Here is a 23172-nt window from a genome sequence, read left to right on the forward strand (position 1 = left end):
AGCCCCCACCCCAACCCTCCCCCAGCGGGGGAGGGAGAGGAAACCCATGCCTGCCTCTACCATCCGCCACCAGCTCTTCATCGACGGCCGCTTCGTCGACGCCGAGTCCGGCGAAACCCTCGCCACGCTGAACCCGCACGACAACACGCCCATCGCCAACGTCGCGCTCGCAGGCCAGGCCGACGTCGACAAAGCGGTTGCGGCTGCGAAGCGCGCTTTCCCCAAATGGAGCCGCATGGCCGCCGCAGACCGCGGCCGCATCCTGCTGAAACTCGCCGACCTCATCGAGGCCAACGGCGAAGAACTCGCGCGCCTCGAATCGCTCGACACCGGCCACCCGATCCGCGATTCGCGCCGGCTCGACGTGCCGCGCACCGCCGCGTGCTTCCGCTACTTCGGCGGCATGGCCGACAAGTTCCAGGGCGAAACCATTCCGGTCGAAGAAGGCTTCCTCAACTACACGCTGCGCGAGCCGGTCGGCATCGTCGGCCAGGTGGTGCCGTGGAATTTCCCGCTGATGTTCACGAGCTGGAAGATGGCGCCCGCGCTCGCGGCCGGCAACTGCATGGTGATGAAGCCGGCCGAGATCACGCCGCTGAGTTCGCTGCGCATTGCCGAGCTGATGGCCGAGGCGGGCCTGCCGCCCGGCGTGGTCAACATGCTGCCGGGCCTGGGCAGCGTGGCGGGCCAGTACATCGCCGAACATCCGGAGATCGCGAAGATCGCCTTCACCGGCAGCACCGCCACCGGGCGGCGCATCGTGCAGGCCAGTGCGGGCAACCTGAAGAAGGTGCAGCTCGAACTCGGCGGCAAGGGGCCGAACATCGTGTTCGAAGATGCGAACCTGCAGGCCGCAGTCAACGGCAGCGCGTGGGCCATCTTCCACAACCAGGGGCAGGCCTGTATTGCGGGCTCGCGGCTGATGCTGCACGAGAAGATCGCCGATGCCTTCCTCGAGCAGTTCATTCCGCTTGCGAAGTCGATCCGCCTGGGCAACCCGCTGGACGAGGCGACGGAGATGGGCCCGCTCACCAGCGCGCAGCATCGCGAGCGCGTGCTGAGCTATGTGGAAGTGGCGCAAGGCGAGGGCGGTGAACTGCTCGCTGGCGGCAAATCGCCTGGCGGCGATCTCGCGAAGGGCTGCTACGTCGAGCCGACCGTGATGCGTGCGAAGTCCTACAGGGACCGCGTCGCGCAGGAAGAAGTCTTCGGCCCTTTCGTCACCGTGCTCACCTTCAAGAACGACGAAGAGGCGATGCAGATCGCCAACGGCACCGACTACGGCCTCGGCAGCGGCCTGTGGACCAACGACCTGCAGCGCGCCCACAAGGTGGCGCGCGACCTGCACGCCGGCATGGTCTGGATCAACAGCTACAAGCGCGTGAATCCCGGCTCGCCCTTCGGCGGCGTGGGTCAGAGCGGCTACGGCCGCGAGATGGGCTTCGACGCGATGCGCGAATACACGCAGGTCAAGAGCGTGTGGGTGAATGTCGACGCGCAGATACCGCCGCATTTCGTGCGCTGACCCCGGTCGTTGCGGCAATACAAACACAAGAGACGGAGACAACCATGGCATTCAATCGCAGACAGTTCACGCAGGCCACGGCCGCGCTGGTCGCCTCGGGCGCAAGCCCGTTGGTGTTCGCGGCCGACACGCTCAAGATAGGCTATGTCTCGCCGCAGACCGGCCCGCTCGCACCCTTCGGCGAGGCCGACAAATGGGTGATCGAGCAGATGAAGACCGCCTTCAAGGACGGCATCAGCCTCGATGGAAAGAAGTACGCCGTGCAGATCGTGCTGAAGGACGGCCAGTCGAACCCCAACCGCGCGGGCGAGGTGGCGAACGACCTGATCCTGAAGGACAAGGTGGCGCTGGTGCTCACCGCCGGAACGCCCGAAACCGCCAACCCGGTGAGCGATGCCTGCGAACTCAACGAGGTGCCCTGCATCTCCAGCGTGGTGCCGTGGCAGCCCTGGTTCTTCGGCCGCAAGGGCGATCCGGCGAAGGGCTTCAACTGGACGTACCACATGTTCTGGGGGCTGGAGGACGTCATCGCCAACTTCACCAACGGCTGGAAGACGCTCGCCACCAACAAGAAGGTCGGCGGCCTGTTCCCCAACGATGGCGACGGCAATGCATGGGGCGACAAGGAGCTGGGCTTTCCGAAGCCGCTCGCGGCAATGGGCTTCACGCTCACCGACCCGGGCCGCTTCCAGAACGGCACGCAGGACTTCAGCGCGCAGATCGCGGCCTTCAAGAAGGAGGGTGTCGAGATCGTCACCGGCGTGGTGATTCCGCCCGACGCCAAGACTTTCCTCACGCAGGCGCGGCAACAGGGCTTCAGGCCGAAGGTCATCACGCTGGGCAAGGCGCTGCTGTTCCCGGGCGCGATCGAGGCGCTGGGCGACCTGGGCGACGGCCTCTCGACCGAGGTGTGGTGGAGCCCTTCGCATCCCTTCACTTCGAGCCTCACGCAGCAGAGCGCGAAGGCGCTGGCCGAGGCCTACGAGGCCGGCACGAAGAAGCAATGGACACAGCCTATCGGCTTCGCGCACGCGCTGTTCGAAGTGGCGGCGAATGCGCTGGGCCGTGCGAAGTCGCTGAAGGCATCGGATGTGCGCGATGCGGTGGCGTCGACCTCGATCAACTCGGTGGTCGGCCCGGTGAAGTGGGGCGGGCAGGGGCCGTTCAAGAATGTCAGCAAGACACCGCTGGTGCTCGGCCAGTGGGGCAAGGGCAGCAGGTACAAGGTGGAGCTGACCATCGTGAACAACGAGGCGGCGACGAACATTCCCACCGGCGGCAAGCTGCGGCTGCTCTGAAGAGCGAACGCAATGACGCTGCTGGCACTGCATGCCGTGAGCAAGTCCTACGGCGCGCTCAAGGTCACCGACGACATCACGCTGTCAGTGACCGAGGGCGAGACACTGGGCATTCTCGGGCCCAACGGCGCGGGCAAGACCACGCTGTTCAACCTGATCTCGGGCGACGTACGTGTCGACGCGGGGCGCGTGGAGTACGCGGGCCGCGACGTGACGCGACTGAAGCCGCACCAGCGCTGCCATGCGGGCATCGGCCGCAGCTACCAGGTGCCGCAGCCCTTCGGCAACATGAGCGTGTTCGAGAACCTGGTGACCGCTGCCTGCTTCGGCGGACAGCAGACGGAGCGCGAGGCCTGGCACACGGCGCACGAGGTGCTGGAGCAGACGGGCCTGATGGCGCATGCGAACAAGCCGGCGGGCGGGCTGACCCTGCTCGACCGCAAGCGGCTGGAACTGGCGCGCGCGCTGGCGACGCGGCCGCAGCTGCTGCTGCTCGACGAGATCGCGGGCGGGTTGACGGAGCCCGAGGCCGCGCTGCTGGTCGGCGAGCTCCAGCGCATCAAGGCGCGCGGCGTGACGATGATCTGGATCGAGCATGTGGTGCATGCGCTGCTGTCGCTGGCGGACCGGTTGTTCGTCATCAACTTCGGGCAGAAGCTGGCCGAGGGCGCGCCGCGCGCGGTGATGAACGACCCGGAGGTGCGGCGGGTGTACATGGGGATGGAAGCATGAGTGCGCGTCGACTTTGTATTGCTCCTTCCCCCTCTGGGGGAAGGCCGGGATGGGGGCATGACGGCGCCACCATTTCAACGCAGCTTGCCCCCACCCCAACCCTCCCCCAGAGGGGGAGGGAGCAAAGACCATGAGCGCGCTGCTCTCCACCCACGCCCTCGCGGCCTTCTACGGCGACGCCCAGGCCCTGTTCGGCATCGACTTCTCGCTGACCCAGGGCGAGCTCGTCGCCATCATCGGCGCCAACGGCGCCGGCAAGTCGACCTTCCTCAAGAGCCTGACGGGCCTGGTGCGTGCGCCCGGTGAGGCGATCCGCTTCAAGGGCGAGCCCATCGGCGGGCTCCCTCCCGGCGATATCGTGCGCCGCGGCCTTGCCATGGTCCCCGAGGGCCGCAGGCTGTTTCCGAGCCTCAGCGTCGAGGAGAACCTGCTCATGGGCGCCACCGCCGCGCGCAAGGGGCCGTGGAACCTGCCGCGCCTCTACGCCCTGTTCCCCATCCTCGCCGAAAAACGCCACCAGCCGGGCACCTCGCTGTCGGGTGGCCAGCAGCAGATGGTCGCGCTCGGCCGCGCGCTCATGAGCAACCCCGAGGTGCTGCTGTGCGACGAGCTGTCGCTCGGCCTCGCGCCCATCGTCATCCGCGAGATCTACGCCGCCATGCCGGCCATCACCGCGGAAGGCATGACCGTCGTGATCGTCGAGCAGGACGTGACCATGGCGCGGCAGGTCTCGCGGCGCATCTACTGCTTCCAGGAAGGCCGCGTGTCGCTCGAAGGCAACTCCGCCGACCTCACGCGCGAGCAGATATCGCAGGCCTACTTCGGCATGGAGGCTGCCCATGCTTGAGACCCTCGTTCAGGGCGTGCTGCTCGGCGGCCTCTACACGCTCTTCGCGCTGGGGCAGTCGCTGATGTTCGGCGTGATGCGGCTCACCAACACGGCGCAGGGCGACTTCATCATCCTCGGCGCCTTCGCGGTCATCGCGGGCGTGTCGCTGACGGGAGATGCGGCGCCGTGGCTGGTCGCGCTCGCGGTGCTGCCGGTGGCCTTCGGCTTCGGCTACGCGCTGCAGCGCTACGTGCTCAACGGCACGCTGGGGAAGGACCCGCTGCCTTCGCTGGTCGTCACCTTCGGTTTGTCGATCGTGATCCAGAACCTGTTGCTCGAACTGTTCTCGGCCGATCCGCGCGCCATAGAGACCGGCGGGCTCAATACGCAGGGCATTGCGCTGGGCGATGCAATGTCGCTGGGCGTGCTGCCGCTGATCGTGCTGGCCATCGCGGTCGGTGCGACGGGGGCGCTGCAGTGGCTGTTCGCGCGCACGGCGCTGGGGCGTTCGTTCCGCGCCGTGTCCGACGACCGCGAGATCGCGGAGCTCATGGGGCTCAATGCGAAGAAGGTCTATGCGCTGGCAACGGCGATTGCCTTCGTGCTCATCGCCATCGCAGGTGCGCTGCAGGGCATGCGCACCACGGTTTCTCCTTCGGACGGCCCGCTGCTGCTGCTCTTCGCATTCGAGGCCGTGATCATCGGCGGCATGGGCTCCTTCTGGGGCACGCTGGCCGGCGCGATGATCCTCGGCGTCACGCAGCAGATCGGCTTCCGGCTCGACCCGGGCTGGGGCATCTGGTTCGGGCACATCGTGTTCCTGGTCGTGCTGGTGCTGCGGCCGCAAGGCCTTTTCCCCAAGACACGTGGATGAAGCGGATGACGAACATGCCCCCACCCCTCATTGCCGTCGAGCGCGCCACCGCTGCGAGCCGCGCTGCACTCTTCGCCGGCATCGCCCTCGTGCTCGTCGCCGCCAGCCTGCCGTGGTGGGGCGAGTCGAGCTGGATGCGCGAGTTCGTCGAGATCGCCTGCTACTTCATCTTCGCGATGATGTGGAACCTGCTCGCGGGCTACGGCGGCATGGTGAGCATCGGGCAGCAGGCCTTCTTCGGTTTCGGCGGCTACGTGATGCTGATGCTCGGCAACTTCGCGGGCGTCAATCCTTTCGTGGCGATACCGCTGGGGGCGCTGGCGGCGGGGCTTGTGGCGATACCGGTGTCCTTCGTCGCGTTCCGGCTTTCGGGCGGCTACTTCGCCATCGGCACCTGGGTCATCGCGGAGGTGTTCCGGTTGAGCTTCGCCAACGTGTCGGCGGTGGGCGGCGGCTCGGGCACCACGCTCACCGCGCTGCGCGGCATCGACAAGGCGACACGCGAAAGCACCACCTACTGGATGGCGCTGGCCTGCGTGGTTGCGGCGGTCGCGCTGGTGTATCTGTTCCTGCGCAGCAAGCGCGGGCTGGCGCTGCTGGCGATTCGCGACAACGAAGTGGCAGCCGAGTCGCAGGGCATTCCGGTCGCGCGCATGAAGCTCGCGGTGTACGTGGTCGCGGCCTTCGGCGCGGGCCTCGCGGGGGCGCTGTACTTCGTGGGCAACCTGCGCATCAGCCCCGATGCTGCCTTCAGCGTCAACTGGACCGCCTTCGCCATCTTCATGGTGGTGATCGGCGGCATTGGCCGCATCGAAGGGCCGCTGGTGGGAGCGCTCATCTTCTGGGCGCTCAACAAGTTCCTGAGCGACTACGGCACGTGGTATCTGCTCGGACTCGGCCTGATGGCCATTCTCGTGACCCTGTTCTTCAAGCAGGGACTCTGGGGCTACGCGCAGCACCGCTGGGGCTGGTCGCTGTTTCCCACGCAGCGCAAGCTGCTGCACGCGCCCGGCAAGCCCGCGCGATAGACGCCATCCGATGTGAAAACCCCAGCGTCGTGTCCGTTGGGACTTGCGCAACGCAGCCCGGTCCTGTAACGTGTTGTAAATGCGATGGTCAGCTGGCGTTCAGACAGCGTTCCGCATTTCCTGGTTTTCACTCTCTCTGGAGTCACCTTGACAATCACCAAACGCCGCCTCCTCGAGGGCGGCGCGGCAGCCGTTGCCGCCTCGTTCTTCGCGAAAGCTTCGTGGGCCCAACGCACCGCTCCCGCCGGCGAAGCCGCCTGGCCGACCAAGCCCGTGCACATCCTCGTGGGATTTCCCGCCGGCGCGTCGCCCGACCTCGCGGCCCGCGCCATCGCCGAACCCCTGTCGAAAATCCTGCGCCAGCCGGTGGTGGTCGAAAACAAGCCCGGCGCCAGCGGCAACACCGTGGCCGACCTGGTGGCCAAGGCCACCGACGACCACACCGTCGGCGCGCTGATCAACGGCAACCTCACCATCGCGAAGCTGCTCAATCCGTCGCTGCCTTTCGACCCCGAGAAAGACTTCGCGCCGATCGGCCTCATCGGCACCGCACCGCTGGTGCTCGTGGTGTCGGGCAGCGCCTCCGGCAAGACCGCGGCCGAACAACTGCTGTGGGTGCGCAACCTCGGCACCGGCGCCAGGTACGGCACGCCGGGCGTGGGCACGGTGGGCCACCTGGGCATGGAGCTGCTGAAGAGCCGCGCCGCCATCACCGCGCAGCACAAGCCCTACACCGGCAACCCGCAGGTCATTGCGGGCCTGCTGGCCAACGAGATCCAGCTGGCGCTGCTGCCGCCCGGCCTGGCCTTGCCGCACATCAAGTCGGGCAAGGTGAAGGCCATCGGCGTGACCTCGCCCGAGCGCAGTCCGCTGGCCGGTGAACTGCCCAGCATCCGCGACGCCGACGTGCGCGGCGCCGACCTCGAGATCTGGACCGCGCTGGCCGCGCCCGCGGGCATGAAGCCCGCGGCCGTCACCAAGCTCAACGCGGCGCTGGTCGAGGTGATCAGCTCGACCGACGTGAGCCAGGCCCTGCTCAAGACCGGCTGGCAGGCGCAGCCCGGCTCGCCCGACACGCTGGCCAAGCGCATGCGCGCCGACACCACGCGCCTGGGCGGGGTGATCCTCATGAAGGGCATTCACTCCGAGGGCTGAGCTCGCCCCCAGGCTTCGCGCACTTCGTGTCGCTTCTCCTACCCCCTCACCGGGGGCAACACCAGCGGCCCGGCGAAGCCGGTTCCGCGGTGTTCCTGGAAAGGGCCAACGGCTGCGTGCGGTTGCCTAAAGAAGCTGCGAGACTTTCTTCGCGGCATCGACCAGGGCCGGCAGCATCGTCTCCTGCATCACCTTCGCGCTGGTGCGGTTCGCCTGCCCGCTGATGTTGAGTGCGGCCACCATGCGGCCGTGCCGGTCGACGATGGGGGCGGCCACCGAGATCAGGCCTTCTTCCAGTTCCTGGTTCACCAGGCACCACTGCTGCCTGCGCGCTTGCGCCACCTTGGCCATGAGCACCTCGATGTCGGTCACCGTGTGCTTGGTCAGCGCCTGGATGTCGGAGGCTTCGAGCCGTGCGCGCACCTCGTCGTCTTCCAGGTCGGCCAGCAGCAGCCGGCCCAGCGACGTGCAGTAGGCCGGCAGGCGGGAGCCCACGCCCAGGCTGATGCGCATGATCTTCTGCGTGGGCACGCGCAGCACGTAGACGATGTCCGTTGCATCGAGCACGGCGGCCGAGCATGACTCCTGCACTTGCTGCACCAGCGCCTCCATCACCGGCTCGGCGCGGTTCCAGATCGGCATCGACGACAGGTACGCGAAGCCGAGGTCGAGGATGCGCGGCGTGAGCGTGAAGAGCTTGCCGTCCGTCACCACGTAGCCCAGCGTCTGCAGCGTGAGCAGGATGCGCCGCGCCCCCGCGCGCGTGAGCCCGCTGCCGGCCGCCACCTCACTGAGCGTCTGGTGCGGCGCTTTCGCGCTGAATGAACGGATCACCTGCAGCCCCCGCGCAAAAGACTGGACGTAGCTGTCGCCGGGCGCGGGTGTGTCGGTTTGTGCGGGGTGGGTTGCCATGGTGGTCGATCCTCTTTAGAATTCATTATACGAACAAATGTTCTTTAGACGAACAAATCGGCGGTTCGCAGAATCGATCGGCGTGTTCAGGTGGTTCGGTTTCTTTTCCTCACTCCCGGAGACAAGCTTCATGATCAACAAGATCGCGCGCTCGGTCGCCGATGCCCTGGCAGGCATCCAAGACGGCGCCACGGTTCTCATCGGCGGTTTCGGCACCGCCGGCATTCCCAACGAACTCATCGAGGGCCTCGTCGAACAGGGCGCCAAGGACCTCACCGTCGTCAACAACAACGCTGGCAACGGCGAGACCGGCCTCGCGGCGCTGCTCAAGGCCGGGCGCGTGCGCAAGATCATCTGCAGCTTCCCGCGCCAGGCCGACAGCCAGGTGTTCGACGGCCTCTACCGCAGCGGCAAGATCGAGCTCGAACTGGTGCCCCAGGGCAACCTGGCCGAGCGCATCCGCGCCGCGGGCGCCGGCGTCGGCGCCTTCTTCTGCCCCACCGGCTACGGCACGCAACTCGCCGGCAACCGCGAAACCCGCGAGATCGACGGCGTGCAGTACGTGCTCGAGTACCCCATCCGCGGCGACGTGGCGCTCATCAAGGCCGAGCGCGGCGACCGCTGGGGCAACCTGGTCTACCGCAAGGCCGCGCGCAACTTCGGCCCGGTGATGGCCATGGCCTCGAAGAAGACCATCGCCACCGTGCACGACATCGCCGAACTCGGCACCCTCGACCCGGAGACCATCGTGACCCCGGGCATCTTCGTGCACCAGGTGGTGCGCATCGAACGCGTGGCCACGCAGGCCGGCGGCTTCAAGAAGGCAGCATGACCATGAGCTACACACGTCGCACCAAGGACCAGCTCGCAGCGCGAGTGGCACAAGACATCTTCGACGGCGCCGTCGTCAACCTCGGGATTGGCCAGCCCACGCTGGTGGCCAACCACCTGCCCCAGGGCCGCGAGGTCATCCTGCAGAGCGAGAACGGCATCCTCGGCATGGGTCCTGCGCCCGAGGCCGGCGAGGAAGACTACGACCTCATCAACGCCGGCAAGCAGCCCGTCACGCTGCTGCCGGGCGGCTCGTTCTTCCACCACTCCGACAGCTTCGCGATGATGCGCGGCGGCCACCTCGACATCTGCGTGCTCGGCGCGTTCCAGGTGTCGGCCACCGGTGACCTCGCCAACTGGCACACCGGCGAGAAAGACGCCATTCCCGCGGTGGGCGGCGCGATGGACTTGGCTATCGGCGCCAAGCAGACTTGGGTCATGATGGACCTGCTCACGAAGCAGGGCGCGAGCAAGCTGGTGAAGGAGTGCACCTATCCGCTGACCGGCATCGGCTGCGTCAAGCGCGTGTACTCCGACCTGGCCACGCTCGAATGCACGCCCGAGGGCCTGAAGCTCGTCGACCTGGTCGATGGCCTGAGCCGCGAGGAACTCGAGAAGCTCGTGGGCTTGCCGATCGCCGCCTGAGGCGGACTTCCGGTACCCGAATCAACATCCTTCCAAAAGAGACAGACCATGACCAACCACGCCTTCATCTGCGACGCAGTCCGCACCCCCTTCGGCCGCTACGGCGGCTCGCTCAGCAGCGTGCGTGCCGACGACCTCGGCGCCGTGCCCCTGCGCGCGCTGATGGAACGCAACAAGAACGTCGACTGGCAAGCCGTGAGCGACGTGCTCTACGGCTGCGCCAACCAGGCCGGCGAAGACAACCGCAACGTCGCGCGCATGTCGGCGCTGCTGGCGGGCCTGCCGCTCGAAATCGGCGGCGGCACCATCAACCGCCTGTGCGGCTCGGGCCTCGACGCCGTGGGCACCGCGGCCCGCGCCATCCGCGCCGGTGAAGCCGGCCTGATGATCGCCGGCGGCGTGGAAAGCATGAGCCGCGCGCCCTTCGTCATGCCCAAGGCCGAGAGCGCCTTCAGCCGCAACAACGCCGTGTACGACACCACCATCGGCTGGCGCTTCGTCAACAAGCTCATGAAGGCGCAGTACGGCGTCGACTCCATGCCCGAGACGGCCGAGAACGTGGCCACCGACTACAAGATCGAGCGCGAGGCGCAGGACCTGATGGCGCTGAACTCGCAGCTGCGCGCCGTGGCCTCGCAGAAGTCCGGCTTCTTCGACGCCGAGATCGTGCCCGTGACCGTGCCGCAGAAGAAGGGCGACGCGATCATCGTCAACAAGGACGAGCATCCGCGCGAGACCAGCCTCGAATCGCTCGCCAAGCTCAAGGGCGTGGTGCGCCCCGACGGCACCGTCACCGCCGGCAACGCCAGCGGCGTGAACGACGGCGCCTGCGCGCTGCTGCTGGCCGACGAAGCCAGTGCCGCCAAGCACGGCCTGACGCCGCGCGCCCGCGTGGTCGGCATGGCCACCGCCGGCGTTGCGCCGCGCGTGATGGGCATCGGCCCCGCGCCCGCCACGCAGAAGGTGCTGGCGCTGACCGGCCTCACCATCGACCAGATCGACGTCATCGAACTCAACGAAGCCTTCGCCGCACAAGGCCTTGCCGTGCTGCGCCTGCTGGGCCTGAAGGACGACGACGCGCGCGTCAACATCAACGGTGGCGCCATCGCGCTGGGCCATCCGCTGGGTGCCAGCGGTGCGCGCCTGGCCACCACCGCAGTCAACCAGCTGCACAAGGGCGGTGGCCGCTATGCGCTGTGCACGATGTGCATCGGCGTGGGGCAGGGCATTGCGGTGATTCTCGAACGCGTCTGACCGGCAACCCCACCGCGGACGCGATGCCCCGATCCCGCGCCGCTACGCATTCCGCTCGCGGCGCGCGGGCTCGGCCTGGTGCAGATAGCCGGTGAATGTGTCGGGTGGCGACGACCCCGTGAGCCGGGTCATGATCTGGCCGGCCTCGCCCCGGTGATAGCCGCCATGGGCCACCACGTGGCCCAGCATCTCCTCGCGTGACATGCGGCCCGGGCTGCCGTCGGTGAACGTGAACTCGATGCTTTCCGCAAGCTCCTCCGGACTCAGGCGCGCGACGTAGTCGACGTACCAGCGGTCCGTTTCCCTGACCGATTCGGCCAGCGCTTCCAGGGCTGGCGGCTCGCGCGAGCCCGTCGCCGTGTATGCGTGCGCCTTGCGCTGGAGATTCGCAACGAAGATGCGGTCGACGATGCAGGCGTGGTTGAACACGCGCATTGCGCAGCGGTACTCGTCGGCCGGGCCCTTCGCGGCCAGGCCTGCGAGACCTGCCAGGAGCCCTTCGTCGGCCCAGGCCTTGTACCGGAACAGCGAAGCCAGAAGCGTCTGCGTACTCATCACAATCTCCCCTTGAACGGTTGAATGCACGCGTTGCGTGCGGTCCTATTCTTGAGTGGAGCCTCGAACTTGGGTACTCGCATTCCCCCACAGCGCAGGACCATGCGCAAAGCGCCCCGGCAGCAGCGTTCGCGCGTCACGGTGGACGCGATCATCGAGGCCGCAACTCGCGTTCTGGCGCACCGCGGATGGGCGCGGTTCACCACCAACGAGATCGCGGCGGTGGCCGGTGTCAGCGTCGGCTCGCTCTATCAGTACTTCCCGGACAAGCTGGCCATCGCCGAGGCGATCCGGCAGCGCCACCTCGACGAAGTGCTCGTGGCGCTGTCCGGCACCGACGATGAAGTCGAGCAAGAGGGCGATGCAGTGGCCATGCTGCCGCGTCGGGTGGAGCGCTTCGTCGACGGCGTCATCGCCGCCCACTCGGTCGATCAGGCGCTGCACCGCGTGCTGATGGGCGAGGTGCCGCTCGCCGCGCGTTCGAGCTACCCCGAGTTCGAGGCGCAATACCAGCGGCGCTACCGGGCCCTTGTCGCCGAAAGCCGGGGACCGGGAGAAAGCGCCGATACCGAGGTCGCGGCCCGCATGCTCTCGTCCGCGGTCGAAGGCGCGGTTCATGCGGCAGCACAGCGTGGTGACCTGGAGACCCCCGTGATGAAGACCGAGCTCGTCAGGCTGGTTCTCGCCTACCTGAGCGACCGCCAGCGTGCGGGCCGAGGCTCCATCGGCATGCGGGTTGCCGGTGTGGACACAGCCTCGGACCCTGACCACAATGCCCCGACCCCGCGCCTTCGCGGGTGCTGAAAGGTCATCGCAATGAAAAATATGCTCGTGCCGGTTTGCCTGGCCCTGGCTCAGATGATGGTCGTGCAGGTGGCGTCCGCCCAGTCTTCCGGCGAAGTCGACCCGGCGCAGGGCAAGGCGCGGCCCACTGCGCCCACCACCAAGGCGGAACGCGCCGAGGCCCGCAAGGAACGCCGCGCGGACGGCGCCGCTGCCGCACGCGGACCGCAGATGCAGGAAGGCGAGGTCCGCCCGACGACCGCGCCGACGATGTCGAGGGAAGAGCGCCGCGCCGCGGCGGCCAAGCGTCGCGCGGCGAACCGCGAAGCGATGAAGGCGGGTCAGCTCTCGCGCGGCGGCAGCAACGACGCGCCGGAAAAGCAGAAAAAGCCCTGAAGCTGAGCGGGTGCCTGGCCGGGCCGTCAGGCGCAGGCCTTGGCTGAGCGCAACTGCAGCAAGGCCAGCATCCGCGCCTCCTCCGCGTCCCGCAGGCTCTTGGCGGCGCGGCTGGCGGAGTACGACACGTAGAGCGTGTCGATCGCCTTCTCCCAGCATTGGGCCGTCTGGTGGATGCAGTCGGCACTCCCCGGTTCGGCCGGCACGGTGTATCCGGCCTTGCGGAGGATGTTGGCTTTGTGTTGGGTGCTGAGCATGTGGCCCCCGTCGGTAGTTCAGGAGCACGATAGCCGCAATGCACAATATTTACTATTGGCTACAAGTCGTATCCGGATGTTGGAAAAATCCGTCCTGACAGGGGTTTTTTCGCCAAAGACTAAGCCATAAGGATTAGGCCATGTCTCTCGATTGCCACACCAGGGTGGCGGCGGCCAGGTCTTCGAGCGCGCTTCCGACGGCCTTGAACACGGTGCGCTCCTCGGCGCCGGAGCGGCCCGGGCGCTCTGCGCGGCAAAGGGCGGCGAGGGTGCCGCCGACGCCTTCCGCCCGCAGCGTGCCGGCGGCGATCGCATCGAGCAGGTCGCCGGATTTCTGCAGCGCCTCGTCGGTGTCGACGAAGGTGCGGGCACCCGCAAAGCACTGCGCATCGGCCTCGCGCATGGCCGGAGTGAAACTGCCGATCAAGTCCAGGTGCGAGCCCGGTGCCAGCCATTCGCCGCGCACCAATGGCGAGGTGGCCAGCGTGGCGCAACTCACAATGTCGGCTTGGCGCACGGCCGCTTCCAGGTCGGTGACGGCTCGCGCGTTCCGGCCCTCGGCGCGCCACTGTGCGGCCAGCGTCTCGGCGCCTTCGGCCCGGTGGTTCCACACCCACAATTCGTCGATGGGCCGCACGCTCGCATGCGCGGCGGGAAGCATGCGCGCGATGCGGCCGGTGCCCAGCACCAGCAACTGGCGTGCGTCCTCGCGCGCCAGGAACGACGCGCCCAGCGCCGAGGCCGCCGCAGTGCGGCGCGCAGTGATCTCGTTGCCGTCCATCATCGCCAGCGGCACGCCGGTGTGCGCGTCGTACAGCACATAGGTCGCATGCAGCCCAGGCAGGCCGCGCGCGCTGTTGCCCGGAAAGATGTTGATGGTCTTGATGCCCAGGAAGCCCGCATCGCTCCATGCCGGCATGATGAGCACCGTGCCCCTGTTCCCGCCGCCCGAGGCGGTCTCGATGCCATGCACATGGCGCGGCGGCACCTGCGCTCCGGCAACGAAGGCCGCGTGCAGTGCGGGCACCAGCCGCTCGAAGCTCAGGGGAGCGCGGGTGGCGGCCTCGTCGAAGTGTTTCATGGTGGTTGTCATTGCTGCAGCGGGTGTTGTGCGGCCTCGAAGAATGCGGTCAGCGCCTTCCGGTAGGCGCCGCCGTAGCGCAGGGCTGTCATCGGTTCGAGGTGGCCCGCGCCCGGTACTTCGATCAGCCGGCGGGGCTCGCGCGCATCGGCCAGCAGGCGCCTCGAATGCGCGAGCGGAATCACCTGGTCGGCCGTGCCATGGATCAGCAACAGCGGAACGGGCGAAATGGCCGCCACGTACTTCGACGCCGCGTACTCGTCGCTCACCAGCATGCCCGCGCCCCACAGCTTTTCGTTGGCAATCGACGAATAGGAATAGAAGGTCGACTCGACGGCCACCGCTTTCACGCCCGCCCTGTTGCCCGAGCCCATCACCGCGATCGCGTTGGTGCCGCCCAGGCTCTGCCCGAAGAGAAACAGCCGCCCGGGGTCGATGTCGCCGCGTGAGCGCACATAGTTCAGCGCGGCATGGGAGTCCTCGAACACACCCCTGGGCTCCGGCTTGCCTTCGGACTGGCCGTAGCCGCGGTAGTCGAACACGAACACGTTGTAGTCCTGCTTCGGCAGCCAGGCCACGAAGCGCCAGTGCGTGCTCATGTTCTGCGCGTTGCCATGGAAGTGCACCACCGTGCCCTTGGCTTCCTTCGGGTTCTGGCGGTTCTCCGCGGGCAGGAACCAGCCGCTCAGGCGCGTGCCGTCGGCACTGGCGAACTGCACGCTCTCGTAGCGCAGGCCCAGCACGTCGGGTGTTTCGTAGCGCACGCTGTCGGGGTAATAGAACAGCGACTGGACGCAGCCCGCCAGCATGAGCGGCAGCGCACACAGCGCCAGCCTTTTGCACCATCGGCGGACTGAGTGGTTCGTCATGGCTGTTTGCCCGAGGCGGCCGCGCGATTTTCCGCGAGCATGTTGCAGAAGAGGGCGCCCTGCTCGATGGCGTCGTCGAGCGCGACGTGTGTGTGCGGCAGCCTGTCGAACCAGCGGCGTGGCATCGCGCGCTTGGTGCTTTCGCGGTAGTCGAGCCCGAGCATCGCCATCGCGAACGACTTGACGTCGAGCGCCGAGTGGCTGAACGGGCTCTCGCCGGCGAAGCGCATCAGGTACCAGTAGATGAACAGGAAGTCGAAGCCTGCCGGGTAGGCGACGAACACCGGCCGCGCCGGCAGGGCCTTGAGCCAGCTCACGTAGTTCTTCATGGCGTGGGCCGGGTCCTGCAGGTCGGCGCGGCAGGCAGCCCAGGCCTCGGGCTGGGTCTTCCACCATGCGGCAGTCTTCGGATCGGCCTCGGCGCCCGGCAGGGTGTGCAAGTTGGCGCTGAAGGTGGAAATGAGCTGCTTGCCGGCCGTGTAGGCGGCCGAGCCGAAGCTGAGCATCGAGTTCGGCCCGGGAATGGGGCCGTCGGATTCGACGTCCGTGCTTATGTAGATTTCCGACATGGGGCGCTAGTCGATTTCAAGGATGGACCCTACCGAGCGTTCGAGCTCCTCGACCAGCTCCGGGTCCATGTACTTGTAGTCGTCGGGAATGTCGAGCACGTGGATCGGCTTGCCTTCGAGCATCCGCGTGAACTCGGCCACCAGCCGCGACTTGTGTTTTTCTTCCATCACAAGGATGACGTCGGCCCATTCGATGTCGTCGACGGAAACTGCATGCCGCGCATTCGGACTGGTGCCGGCGGAGCGCGTGGAGATCAGCGGGTGCTTGCGCCAGATGCGTTCTGCGGTCGGGCTGCGCCACTGGTTGCGGCTGCAGATGAAGAGGACGTTGCGCATGGGTGCCGGTTCTTTTGGCAGTCGAAAGACGTGCATGTCCTGCCAGCGTCCCGACGAGTTTTCGATCAGCGTGACTTCGGTGCAGTTCGCATGCACGGCGCCCGATGCGAGAAGGCGTGCCTCCAATTCGGCAGCCGCCGCGTCGGCATCGAGCGCGTTGCCGTGCGCCACCGACAGATGCGGAATGACACCTTCGTGCTCGCCGCCATACGGCGGGAAATCGGGAAATGCATCCGCGAGCGCCAGTGTCATTTCGATGAAGGGCGCAGCCGGTTCCGGTGCGAGGTACGCGGTTTCGGGAAAGCGCCCGACCTTGCCCAGGGAGAAGTCAAACGAAGGCGTCCGATTCAGAGCCTGCCGCGCGTGCTCCAGCACTTCGGGTGTGATCAGCGCAGGGTCCATGAAAGGAACGAGCACCGTGACGTGCGCCGGTACGCCCAATGCGACGGTCGCGTCGTAGCGGCGGCGCAAGTCCCCGACGAGAGGCTCGGCGGCGGGGACTTTCACGGCGAATGCAGAGATGGCCATCGCGGCGGAGGATAGCTCAGGCGTCGGCGATCCGGCCCCACTCGAGCCCATGCTTGGCGAGGTACTTGCGCAGCCTGTCTGCGTCGTTCACCACGCTGCGCTGCGCGCGTGAGGCCTGGAACAGCTGGCGGCCCGCATCCGACAGGCTGCGCGACTGCCGGCACACGCGCACCACCGCTTCGAGCTGCAACCGATCGAACAGGTCGAGCGCCCCCGCGCGTTCCTCGCCGAGCAGCACATCCAGGTCGACGTCGTTGCCCTCGACCGGTGCAGCGGCACCGGCATGCTTCCACAGCCACCGCAGCCGAGCAATCTCCGCCTCGACCAGCGCCACCGGAATGCGTCCGCCATCGGCCAGCGTCGCCAGCCGCGTCACGCTCGCGGAGAGATCGCGGAAATTGCCGCTCCAGATCGCCTCGCCGCTCTGCGCAAAGCGCAGGTAGGCCGCGCGCGCCTCGGCGTTGAAGCGCACCACGCGATGGTTCTCCGCCGCGTGAATCGCCAGCAGGTGGTCGACGTTGGGCTCGATGTCCTCGGGCCGCTGCGCGAGGCCCGGCAGGTCATAGGTCCAGAGGTTGATGCGCGCGAACAGGTCTTCGCGGAAGCGCCCCTCGGCCACGTCGCTGCGCAGGTCGCGGTTGGTGCCGGCGATCAGCTGGAAGTCGCTTTCCACCTCCTTGTCGGCCCCCACGGGGAAGAAGCGCTTCTCCTCGATCGCCTTCAGCAGCATTGCCTGCTCATCAGGCCCGAGCTCGCCGATCTCGTCGAGGAAGAGGGCGCCCTGGTGCGCAGTGCGCAGCAGGCCCGCGCGGTCGGCCGCGGCGCCGGTGAATGAGCCCTTCCTGTGGCCGAACAGTGTCGAGGCCGCACCGTCGCCGCGCAGCGTCGCGCAGTTCACCTCCACGAACGGCCCCGTCATCTGGTGCCGCGCCTGCTTCAGTTCGAACATGCGCCGCGCCAGGAACGACTTGCCCGCACCGGTGGGCCCCACCAGCAGGATCGGCGCGCGCGAGCGCACGGCCACGCGCTCGATCTCGTCGATCAGCGCATTGAAGCGCGCATTGCGCGTGGCGATCCCGCTCTTCAGGAACGCAACCGCATCGCGCTGCTCCGCATCGAAGCGCCGCGCGATCACGTCGTAGCGCGACAGGTCGAGGTCGATCAGCGTGCACTTGCCGGCCTCGCCTTCGCGCTGCTTTTTGGGCGGCGAGGTCTGCGCCAGCACGCCGGGCACCACGCGCGATTCGGACAGCAGGAACATGCAGATCTGCGCCACGTGCGTGCCGGTGGTGATGTGCGTCCAGTACTGCTCGCGCTCGGTATCGAAGGGATAGCCGCGCGCCCAGTCGTACAGGCGCGTGTAGACCTCGCCGAAATCCCACGGGTCCGCGAGATCGATTGGCACGAGGTTGACGGTGGTCTCGGGCGACACCGCGGCGATGTCGGCCTTCACCACCTCGGCCAGCGCCTTGTGCCGCAGCGTGTAGAGCAACTCCAGGCGCGAGACGACCATGTCCTCGTGCTGCGCGAGCGAGACCGTAGGGCGCCACTTGTTCCAGCGGCCCGCGCCCTGGCCGGCGTCGAGCTGGGTGCCTAGGAAGCCGATGACAACTATTGGCTTCATGGATAAAAGGCTAGCTAAATTTATAAAAGAAGATGAATGCTAGCAGGTCGAGCACGGCATGCACCTGCAGGTCGAAAAAAGAATTTCGCTAGTTATATCAACAGCTTGCGAGCTACCACCGCGTGTTTCTTCTTCGTCTTGCGCGGCCTGGCACAGCGCCTGCAATAGACAACCCGTCGGATGCAGTTCATCCGCTCGCAGGTGCCGCGTGAATGCGGTCCGGTGCCGCAGGCCAGATCCTGTCTTGGGCTCGCGGTATGCCGCTGTTGAACTGGCTGGCAACTGAACTTGTTTCAGTTCTGCTCATGGTTGAGCACCGTGCTGACCACGCGGCGTTGTGGGTTCGATTCCCGCGAAAAACCCTGGCGGTGCTTGCATCGCCATCTGATGGGGCGAAAGCCCCCCGCCCCGGCACACCGGAGCGATGGCGCAAGGCCCTGAAACCTTGCGGCGCGCGACACAGTGCCAAGCGCAGGCGGCTTGCGCACCGCGTGCGTGGCAAGGAATTGCGTGCAGCCATCGACGGCCGGAAAGGTGAGGGCGTTGCAAGTGCAACGAGGGAGGCACCCGCCGGACCGCGCGACCGCTGCACGACAGGCCTTGGCCGCCGCAGTGTCCGCCGCCTGCCCTTTCGAGGGCCTGGATCGAATGACCGTCTGAACGAACGAAACGAATAGCCGAACCGGACAACAAGGAGAAAAAGAATGCTGGGCTTCAACCAATACACCATCAAGAAGAACGAACGCGCGCTGCTGCTGCGCAACGGCGATTTCGAGCAACTGCTCGGCCCGGGAAAGCACCGCGTGTTCGCGGGCTTCGACACCATCCAGCTGCAACGCTTCTCGCTCGCCGAGCCGGTGTTCGAGCACGAGCTGGCCGACTACTTCCTGGCACGTGAGCCTGAGCTGATCGAGCGTGAGTTCGTGCACGTGTCGCTGGGCGAAACCCAAGTCGGCCTGCGTCATGAAGATGGCGTGCTGGTGCAGATCCTGCCGCCTTCGACCCGCAAGCTGTACTGGCGCGGGCTGCGTGAGCAGCGCATCGACGTGATCGATGTGTCCGCCGATGCGCGCCTGCCGGCCGACCTGCTGGCGAAGCTGCAGAGCGTGGCCCTGCGTCCGCGTGCGGTGCAGGGGCTCGACGGCGTGCTGCTGGTGCAGGTGCCCGAGTTCCATGCCGGCGTGCTGATGCTCGAAGGGCAGATGCAGGCGCTGCTGGCGCCGGGGAACCACGGCTTCTGGCGCTTCAACCGTCAGGTGGCGGTGACCTGCGTGGACCTGCGTTCGCAGATCGCCGAAGTGAGCGGCCAGGAAATCCTGACTCGCGACAAGGTGGGGCTGCGGCTGAACCTGTCGGCGGTGTGGCACTTCACCGATGTGCGGCGAGCCATGGCGCAGATGCCGAAGCCGGCCGAGCACGTGTACCGCGAGCTGCAGTTCGGCCTGCGCGCCGCGGTCGGCGAGCAAACGCTCGACGCGCTGCTGGAGAACAAGGCAGCCATCGACCAGACGGTGCTGGCGCAGGTGCGCGAGCGGCTGGAGGGTTCGGGCATTGCGCTGGAGAGCGTGGGCGTGAAGGACATCATCCTGCCGGGCGAGATGAAGACCATCCTCGCCCAGGTGGTGGAAGCCGAGAAATCGGCCCAGGCCAACGTGATCCGCCGCCGCGAGGAAACCGCGGCCACGCGCTCGCTGTTGAACACCGCCAAGGTGATGGAGGGCAACCCCGTCGCCTTGCGGATGAAGGAACTCGAAACGCTGGAACGCGTGGCCGAGCGGATCGACAAGATCTCGGTGGTTGGCGGTCTGGACCAGGTGCTCAATGGACTGGTGACGCTTCGGCCGAACGGTTCTTGAGTTCTGAAGGAAAGGGATATGGGCACGCAGGCACAGAAGGGAGCGCCACTGCCAAAAATGTTGATATTGCCGGCAGTCCGGGTAGCACCGGATGCGGCGGGAAAGTCGGTCGACGAGCAAGGTTGAGGATGCAGGTGCTGGCTCCGACGACGGGTCTGTCACTGGCGCGCGTTTCCAATCGTCGACTGGGCCGCTGGATTGAAACACCACGGTCGCCGTATTGATGCGGGTTCGAATCCCGCCGTGTCCACCATTGGTGAGAAAGTACAGAGAGAGAAAGAGAGTTGGAAATGGAAAAGAACTACAACCTGCACGAAGTCGAGAATGGCGTGCCCGTGAAGATGTGGACCCGCGGCGTGCCCGTGGAAGACGAGGCGCGCAAGCAGCTCGAGAATGCGGCCCGCCTGCCCATCGTGTTCAAGCACATCGCGGCCATGCCCGACGTGCACTACGGCATCGGCGCGACCGTGGGCTCGGTGATCCCGACCTTCAAGGCCATCATCCCGGCCGCGGTGGGCGTGGACATCGGCTGCGGAATGATGGCGTGCAAGACCACGCTGCACGCCAACGACCTGCCCGATAACCTGGGCCCGCTGCGTTCGGCGATCGAGAAGGCCGTGCCGCACGGCTCGAACCCCAAGCGCATGGGCCGCGACAAGGGCTCGTGGGAGACGCCTCCCAACGAAACCGACGCGGCCTGGGCCGGGCTGGTGGACGAGTTCGACGCGATCTGCGAGGACTACCCGCGCCTGAAGAACACCAACAACCACAAGCACCTGGGAACGCTGGGTACGGGCAACCACTTCATCGAGGTATGCCTGGACGAGGCTGGGTCCGTGTGGTTCATGCTGCACTCGGGTTCGCGCGGCGTGGGCAATGCCATCGGCACGCACTTCATCGAACTCGCGAAGAAGGATGCCGAGCTGCACCAGCGCAACCTGCCCGACCAGGATCTGGCGTACTTCGAGGAAGGCGCCAGGTACTTCGGCGACTACGTGCGTGCGGTGGGCTGGGCCCAGAAGTTCGCGCGAGCGAACCGCGAAGTGATGATGCAGCGCGTGGTCGCGGCCGTGCGCAGGGTCATCACCAAGCCCTTCGAGGCACACGTGGAAGCGGTGAACTGCCACCACAACTACGTGAGCCGCGAGACGCACTTCGGCGAAGACGTGCTCGTGACCCGCAAGGGCGCGGTGAGCGCGAAAGCCGGCGAGCTGGGGATCATCCCCGGCAGCATGGGCGCGAAGAGCTTCATCGTGCGCGGAAAGGGCAACCCCGAGAGCTTCATGAGCTGCAGCCACGGCGCCGGTCGGAAGATGAGCCGTACCAAAGCGAAGAAGCTCTTCACCATCGCCGACCAGATCGCCGCGACCGAAGGCGTGGAATGCCGAAAGGACGCCGACGTGATCGACGAGATCCCGATGGCCTACAAGGACATCGACGCGGTGATGGAGGCGCAGAAGGACCTGGTGGAGGTGGTCTACACGCTCAAGCAGGTCGTATGCGTGAAGGGGTGAGAACGAGGCCGATCGGCGGCCTCGTGGGGGCGGTGTTGTAGGAGGAAGGGTCTGGGTCCGCTTTCGCAACACCGTACGTATTGCGAAGGTTTGAAAGATGAAGAAAAGCAACAAGCAACGCCGCGCCGAAATCAAGGCGCGTCGCCTCGAACGCGCGGCTGCGTCGGCTGCACGTCTGCGCTTGCCGGATGTCCGCCCGCGGCCGGCCTTCGCATTTGCGATCGGCTGCGAGCCGGCGGATCGGCTCGTCCTGCGGAAGTACAACAACACCTACGGATTGCTGCCGGACTTCTATGTTGCGCGTCCCTTCACCTGCCGCGATTGCGGGGCCGAAGAACTGTGGACGGCGAAGCAGCAGAAGTGGTGGTACGAAGTGGTGCACGGACATATCGACAGCCGCGCCGTGCGATGCCTGGCATGCCGCCGCGCGCGGCGCGAGCGCCTGTTGAATGCGGCACCGGGTGCCAACCTCCTGCGCGAGCAGACGGATCGTCTTCGCGCGTTGGGCGCGGTGAAACCGAATGCGCGAGCCGTGGCCGAAGTCGATGCCGCGCTTGAAAGCAAATGGTGGAGCCTGCGCGTCGTGGCGATCCAGACGATGGGCCGCTGGGGAGGCGCGGAGAATCTCGAAAGGCTCAACGCATTCATGGCGGCCCGTCCGGAAGGCGGGCGCCGGTACTTCAGTTGGGCACGGGTCGCCGCGGACGCCGCGAAGAGCGCATTGATGCGCAGGGAGTGATTGAGATGATGATGAAGCTGACTTTCCTGGGAACCTCCTCCGGCACCCCCACGCGCCACCGCAACGTCTCGGGCCTCGCGGTGCAGACGGTGCTCGGCGCCGACTGGTTCCTGGTCGACTGCGGCGAGGGCACCCAGCATCGCGTGCTGCAAACGCCGCTGTCGCTGAACGACCTGGCCGCCGTCTGCATCACGCATGTGCACGGCGACCACTGCTATGGCCTGCCGGGGTTGCTCGCGAGCGCGGGCATGAACAAGCGCACGAAGCCGCTGAAGCTGATCGCGCCGCTGCCGGTGTGGGAGTGGTTCGAAGCCACGCGCCAACTGACCGACCTGCACCTGCCCTACGAGGTGGAGCACGTCGATCTGGAGAACCAGGCGCTGGTGTACGAAGCGCCTGGCGTGCGCATCGAGCGCCACCTGCTGCGGCATCGCGTACCGAGCCACGCCTATCGCGTGCAGGTCGAGACGCGGCGCGTGCGGCTGAAGGCCGATGCGCTGCGGGCCGCCGGCCTTCCGCCCGGCGCCGCATGGCGCGCGCTGCAGACCGGCGAGGACGTGCCCTTCAACGGCGATGTGCTGCGCAGTGCCGACTACACGGAAACGCAGGTCGACACGGCCGTCGCCGTGCTGGGCGGCGACAACGCAGAGCCCGCGCTGCTGCGCGACGCCTGCCAGGGTGCTCAGCTGCTGGTCCACGAGGCCACCTTCACGCAGGATGCGCTCGACAAGGTCGGCCCCGGGCCGATGCACAGTTCCGCGCGCATGCTGGCCGAGTTCGCGCAAGCCGTGGAGGTGCCGAACCTGGTCCTCACGCATTTCAGCGCACGCCACCAGAACGAAGAGGGCATGGCGGCGCTGATGGGGGAGACGCAGGTGCATTACCGCGGGCATGCGTTCCTGGCCAACGACCTGGACGTTTACGAACTCGACAGTGCCGGCAACGTGGCCGTCACCCGAGCCTGATGAGAGAAGAAGAAAAG

Annotated in this window: 24 protein-coding genes and 1 pseudogene; 16 read left to right on the forward strand and 9 right to left on the reverse strand. The window is 66.9% G+C overall.

Translation table 11 applies throughout. The features are described from left to right. Window positions 1-61 precede the first annotated feature (61 nt). The 7 genes from AC1DFC_RS21530 to AC1DFC_RS21560 all read left to right on the forward strand — a co-directional run bounded on the left by AC1DFC_RS21530 (window position 62) and on the right by AC1DFC_RS21560 (window position 7441). Window positions 62-1525 (forward strand): aldehyde dehydrogenase family protein, encoded by a 1464-nt coding sequence (locus AC1DFC_RS21530; RefSeq protein ID WP_413336332.1) that lies wholly within the window; start codon window positions 62-64, stop codon window positions 1523-1525. Between the two features lie 44 nt (window positions 1526-1569). Next, entirely contained in the window at window positions 1570-2823 is a 1254-nt protein-coding gene (locus tag AC1DFC_RS21535; protein WP_478179963.1) for an ABC transporter substrate-binding protein, read from the forward strand. Window positions 2824-2835: 12 nt separating this feature from the next. Beyond that, the gene (locus tag AC1DFC_RS21540) at window positions 2836-3555 is read left to right on the forward strand and encodes an ABC transporter ATP-binding protein (protein WP_413336330.1); all 720 of its coding nucleotides are present in this window, start codon (window positions 2836-2838) and stop codon (window positions 3553-3555) included. 130 nt (window positions 3556-3685) lie between these two features. Continuing rightward, on the forward strand, window positions 3686-4402 hold the full coding sequence (locus tag AC1DFC_RS21545; RefSeq protein ID WP_478179964.1) for an ABC transporter ATP-binding protein: 717 nt from the start codon (window positions 3686-3688) through the stop codon (window positions 4400-4402). Continuing rightward, entirely contained in the window at window positions 4395-5258 is an 864-nt protein-coding gene (locus AC1DFC_RS21550) for a branched-chain amino acid ABC transporter permease (RefSeq protein ID WP_007836217.1), read from the forward strand. The genes AC1DFC_RS21545 and AC1DFC_RS21550 overlap by 8 nt, the downstream gene beginning before the upstream one ends. A gap of 14 nt (window positions 5259-5272) precedes the next feature. Continuing rightward, window positions 5273-6286 (forward strand): branched-chain amino acid ABC transporter permease, encoded by a 1014-nt coding sequence (locus AC1DFC_RS21555; RefSeq protein WP_237726139.1) that lies wholly within the window; start codon window positions 5273-5275, stop codon window positions 6284-6286. A gap of 147 nt (window positions 6287-6433) precedes the next feature. Then, on the forward strand, window positions 6434-7441 hold the full coding sequence (locus AC1DFC_RS21560) for a Bug family tripartite tricarboxylate transporter substrate binding protein (RefSeq protein ID WP_413333658.1): 1008 nt from the start codon (window positions 6434-6436) through the stop codon (window positions 7439-7441). Between the two features lie 126 nt (window positions 7442-7567). Here AC1DFC_RS21560 and AC1DFC_RS21565 read toward each other — a convergent pair whose 3' ends face one another. After that, window positions 7568-8353, reverse strand: coding sequence for an IclR family transcriptional regulator domain-containing protein (locus AC1DFC_RS21565; protein ID WP_413333656.1), 786 nt, complete (start codon window positions 8351-8353; stop codon window positions 7568-7570). Between the two features lie 130 nt (window positions 8354-8483). On the opposite strand from AC1DFC_RS21565, the gene AC1DFC_RS21570 reads away from it, so the two are divergent. Genes AC1DFC_RS21570 through pcaF form a run of 3 tightly spaced genes read left to right on the forward strand, consistent with a single transcriptional unit; the run spans window position 8484 to window position 11083 of the window. After that, a complete protein-coding gene (locus AC1DFC_RS21570; RefSeq protein ID WP_007836209.1) occupies window positions 8484-9185 on the forward strand; it encodes a 3-oxoacid CoA-transferase subunit A in 702 nt (233 codons plus the stop codon). Then, a complete protein-coding gene (locus tag AC1DFC_RS21575) occupies window positions 9182-9829 on the forward strand; it encodes a 3-oxoacid CoA-transferase subunit B (RefSeq protein ID WP_007836208.1) in 648 nt (215 codons plus the stop codon). The genes AC1DFC_RS21570 and AC1DFC_RS21575 overlap by 4 nt, the downstream gene beginning before the upstream one ends. 48 nt (window positions 9830-9877) lie before the next feature. Next, entirely contained in the window at window positions 9878-11083 is a 1206-nt protein-coding gene (pcaF, locus tag AC1DFC_RS21580; RefSeq protein WP_007836207.1) for a 3-oxoadipyl-CoA thiolase, read from the forward strand. A gap of 42 nt (window positions 11084-11125) precedes the next feature. On the opposite strand, the gene AC1DFC_RS21585 is transcribed toward pcaF, so the two are convergent. Beyond that, window positions 11126-11638 carry a DinB family protein gene (locus AC1DFC_RS21585; protein WP_007836206.1) on the reverse strand — a complete coding sequence of 171 codons (513 nt, stop codon included), beginning with the start codon at window positions 11636-11638 and terminating at the stop codon, window positions 11126-11128. A 102-nt stretch (window positions 11639-11740) separates the two neighbouring features. Here AC1DFC_RS21585 and AC1DFC_RS21590 point away from each other — a divergent pair, with 102 nt between their 5' ends. Both AC1DFC_RS21590 and AC1DFC_RS21595 read left to right on the forward strand, forming a co-directional pair. Then, window positions 11741-12442, forward strand: a complete 702-nt coding sequence (locus AC1DFC_RS21590) for a TetR/AcrR family transcriptional regulator (RefSeq protein ID WP_478179965.1) — start codon at window positions 11741-11743, stop codon at window positions 12440-12442. A gap of 12 nt (window positions 12443-12454) precedes the next feature. Then, window positions 12455-12817, forward strand: a complete 363-nt coding sequence (locus AC1DFC_RS21595; RefSeq protein ID WP_007836203.1) for a hypothetical protein — start codon at window positions 12455-12457, stop codon at window positions 12815-12817. A gap of 26 nt (window positions 12818-12843) precedes the next feature. Here AC1DFC_RS21595 and AC1DFC_RS21600 read toward each other — a convergent pair whose 3' ends face one another. The 7 genes and pseudogenes from AC1DFC_RS21600 to rtcR form a co-directional block, all read right to left on the reverse strand. After that, a complete protein-coding gene (locus AC1DFC_RS21600) occupies window positions 12844-13074 on the reverse strand; it encodes a hypothetical protein (RefSeq protein WP_478179966.1) in 231 nt (76 codons plus the stop codon). A 133-nt stretch (window positions 13075-13207) separates the two neighbouring features. Continuing rightward, window positions 13208-14155: a bifunctional Delta(1)-pyrroline-2-carboxylate/Delta(1)-piperideine-2-carboxylate reductase gene (lhpI, locus tag AC1DFC_RS21605; protein ID WP_478179967.1), complete on the reverse strand. Its 948-nt coding sequence runs from the start codon at window positions 14153-14155 to the stop codon at window positions 13208-13210. Between the two features lie 8 nt (window positions 14156-14163). Next, complete coding sequence (locus AC1DFC_RS21610) at window positions 14164-15024, reverse strand: alpha/beta hydrolase (RefSeq protein ID WP_478179968.1); 861 nt, start codon at window positions 15022-15024, stop codon at window positions 14164-14166. After that, window positions 15021-15593, reverse strand: coding sequence for a 3'-5' exonuclease family protein (locus AC1DFC_RS21615; RefSeq protein ID WP_478179969.1), 573 nt, complete (start codon window positions 15591-15593; stop codon window positions 15021-15023). Before AC1DFC_RS21615 ends, AC1DFC_RS21610 begins: the two co-directional genes overlap by 4 nt. A gap of 6 nt (window positions 15594-15599) precedes the next feature. Then, window positions 15600-15929 (reverse strand): low molecular weight protein tyrosine phosphatase family protein, encoded by a 330-nt coding sequence (locus AC1DFC_RS21620; RefSeq protein WP_042673875.1) that lies wholly within the window; start codon window positions 15927-15929, stop codon window positions 15600-15602. 60 nt (window positions 15930-15989) lie between these two features. Then, a pseudogene (locus AC1DFC_RS21625) lies at window positions 15990-16508 on the reverse strand (2'-5' RNA ligase family protein); the annotation flags it as partial. Further along, complete coding sequence (gene rtcR, locus AC1DFC_RS21630) at window positions 16474-18081, reverse strand: RNA repair transcriptional activator RtcR (RefSeq protein ID WP_478179970.1); 1608 nt, start codon at window positions 18079-18081, stop codon at window positions 16474-16476. The gene rtcR and the pseudogene AC1DFC_RS21625, both read right to left, overlap by 35 nt. 704 nt (window positions 18082-18785) lie before the next feature. On the opposite strand from rtcR, the gene AC1DFC_RS21635 reads away from it, so the two are divergent. From AC1DFC_RS21635 to AC1DFC_RS21650, 4 genes are all read left to right on the forward strand, one after another. Continuing rightward, complete coding sequence (locus AC1DFC_RS21635) at window positions 18786-19937, forward strand: slipin family protein (protein ID WP_478179971.1); 1152 nt, start codon at window positions 18786-18788, stop codon at window positions 19935-19937. Between the two features lie 290 nt (window positions 19938-20227). Further along, window positions 20228-21451 carry an RtcB family protein gene (locus tag AC1DFC_RS21640; RefSeq protein WP_007836187.1) on the forward strand — a complete coding sequence of 408 codons (1224 nt, stop codon included), beginning with the start codon at window positions 20228-20230 and terminating at the stop codon, window positions 21449-21451. 97 nt (window positions 21452-21548) lie between these two features. Next, window positions 21549-22190, forward strand: a complete 642-nt coding sequence (locus AC1DFC_RS21645) for a zinc-ribbon domain containing protein (protein ID WP_478179972.1) — start codon at window positions 21549-21551, stop codon at window positions 22188-22190. Window positions 22191-22195: 5 nt separating this feature from the next. Next, on the forward strand, window positions 22196-23155 hold the full coding sequence (locus tag AC1DFC_RS21650) for a ribonuclease Z (RefSeq protein WP_478179973.1): 960 nt from the start codon (window positions 22196-22198) through the stop codon (window positions 23153-23155). The last annotated feature ends 17 nt before the right edge of the window (window positions 23156-23172 follow it).

It is taken from the genome of Variovorax sp. 10L421 (genome assembly GCF_056395365.1).

What these genes read in the sequence shown, in the direction of transcription:
- AC1DFC_RS21535 (WP_478179963.1), top strand. Translation starts at nt 1,570, where the DNA reads ATGGCATTCAATCGCAGACAGTTCACGCAGGCCACGGCCGCGCTGGTC.
- AC1DFC_RS21540 (WP_413336330.1), top strand. Translation starts at nt 2,836, where the DNA reads ATGACGCTGCTGGCACTGCATGCCGTGAGCAAGTCCTACGGCGCGCTC.
- AC1DFC_RS21545 (WP_478179964.1), top strand. Translation starts at nt 3,686, where the DNA reads ATGAGCGCGCTGCTCTCCACCCACGCCCTCGCGGCCTTCTACGGCGAC.
- AC1DFC_RS21550 (WP_007836217.1), top strand. Translation starts at nt 4,395, where the DNA reads ATGCTTGAGACCCTCGTTCAGGGCGTGCTGCTCGGCGGCCTCTACACG.
- AC1DFC_RS21555 (WP_237726139.1), top strand. Translation starts at nt 5,273, where the DNA reads ATGCCCCCACCCCTCATTGCCGTCGAGCGCGCCACCGCTGCGAGCCGC.
- AC1DFC_RS21565 (WP_413333656.1), bottom strand. Translation starts at nt 8,353, where the DNA reads ATGGCAACCCACCCCGCACAAACCGACACACCCGCGCCCGGCGACAGC.
- AC1DFC_RS21570 (WP_007836209.1), top strand. Translation starts at nt 8,484, where the DNA reads ATGATCAACAAGATCGCGCGCTCGGTCGCCGATGCCCTGGCAGGCATC.
- AC1DFC_RS21575 (WP_007836208.1), top strand. Translation starts at nt 9,182, where the DNA reads ATGACCATGAGCTACACACGTCGCACCAAGGACCAGCTCGCAGCGCGA.
- pcaF (WP_007836207.1), top strand. Translation starts at nt 9,878, where the DNA reads ATGACCAACCACGCCTTCATCTGCGACGCAGTCCGCACCCCCTTCGGC.
- AC1DFC_RS21585 (WP_007836206.1), bottom strand. Translation starts at nt 11,638, where the DNA reads ATGAGTACGCAGACGCTTCTGGCTTCGCTGTTCCGGTACAAGGCCTGG.
- AC1DFC_RS21590 (WP_478179965.1), top strand. Translation starts at nt 11,741, where the DNA reads ATGCGCAAAGCGCCCCGGCAGCAGCGTTCGCGCGTCACGGTGGACGCG.
- AC1DFC_RS21595 (WP_007836203.1), top strand. Translation starts at nt 12,455, where the DNA reads ATGAAAAATATGCTCGTGCCGGTTTGCCTGGCCCTGGCTCAGATGATG.
- AC1DFC_RS21600 (WP_478179966.1), bottom strand. Translation starts at nt 13,074, where the DNA reads ATGCTCAGCACCCAACACAAAGCCAACATCCTCCGCAAGGCCGGATAC.
- lhpI (WP_478179967.1), bottom strand. Translation starts at nt 14,155, where the DNA reads ATGAAACACTTCGACGAGGCCGCCACCCGCGCTCCCCTGAGCTTCGAG.
- AC1DFC_RS21610 (WP_478179968.1), bottom strand. Translation starts at nt 15,024, where the DNA reads ATGACGAACCACTCAGTCCGCCGATGGTGCAAAAGGCTGGCGCTGTGT.
- AC1DFC_RS21615 (WP_478179969.1), bottom strand. Translation starts at nt 15,593, where the DNA reads ATGTCGGAAATCTACATAAGCACGGACGTCGAATCCGACGGCCCCATT.
- AC1DFC_RS21620 (WP_042673875.1), bottom strand. Translation starts at nt 15,929, where the DNA reads ATGCGCAACGTCCTCTTCATCTGCAGCCGCAACCAGTGGCGCAGCCCG.
- rtcR (WP_478179970.1), bottom strand. Translation starts at nt 18,081, where the DNA reads ATGAAGCCAATAGTTGTCATCGGCTTCCTAGGCACCCAGCTCGACGCC.
- AC1DFC_RS21635 (WP_478179971.1), top strand. Translation starts at nt 18,786, where the DNA reads ATGCTGGGCTTCAACCAATACACCATCAAGAAGAACGAACGCGCGCTG.
- AC1DFC_RS21640 (WP_007836187.1), top strand. Translation starts at nt 20,228, where the DNA reads ATGGAAAAGAACTACAACCTGCACGAAGTCGAGAATGGCGTGCCCGTG.
- AC1DFC_RS21645 (WP_478179972.1), top strand. Translation starts at nt 21,549, where the DNA reads ATGAAGAAAAGCAACAAGCAACGCCGCGCCGAAATCAAGGCGCGTCGC.
- AC1DFC_RS21650 (WP_478179973.1), top strand. Translation starts at nt 22,196, where the DNA reads ATGATGATGAAGCTGACTTTCCTGGGAACCTCCTCCGGCACCCCCACG.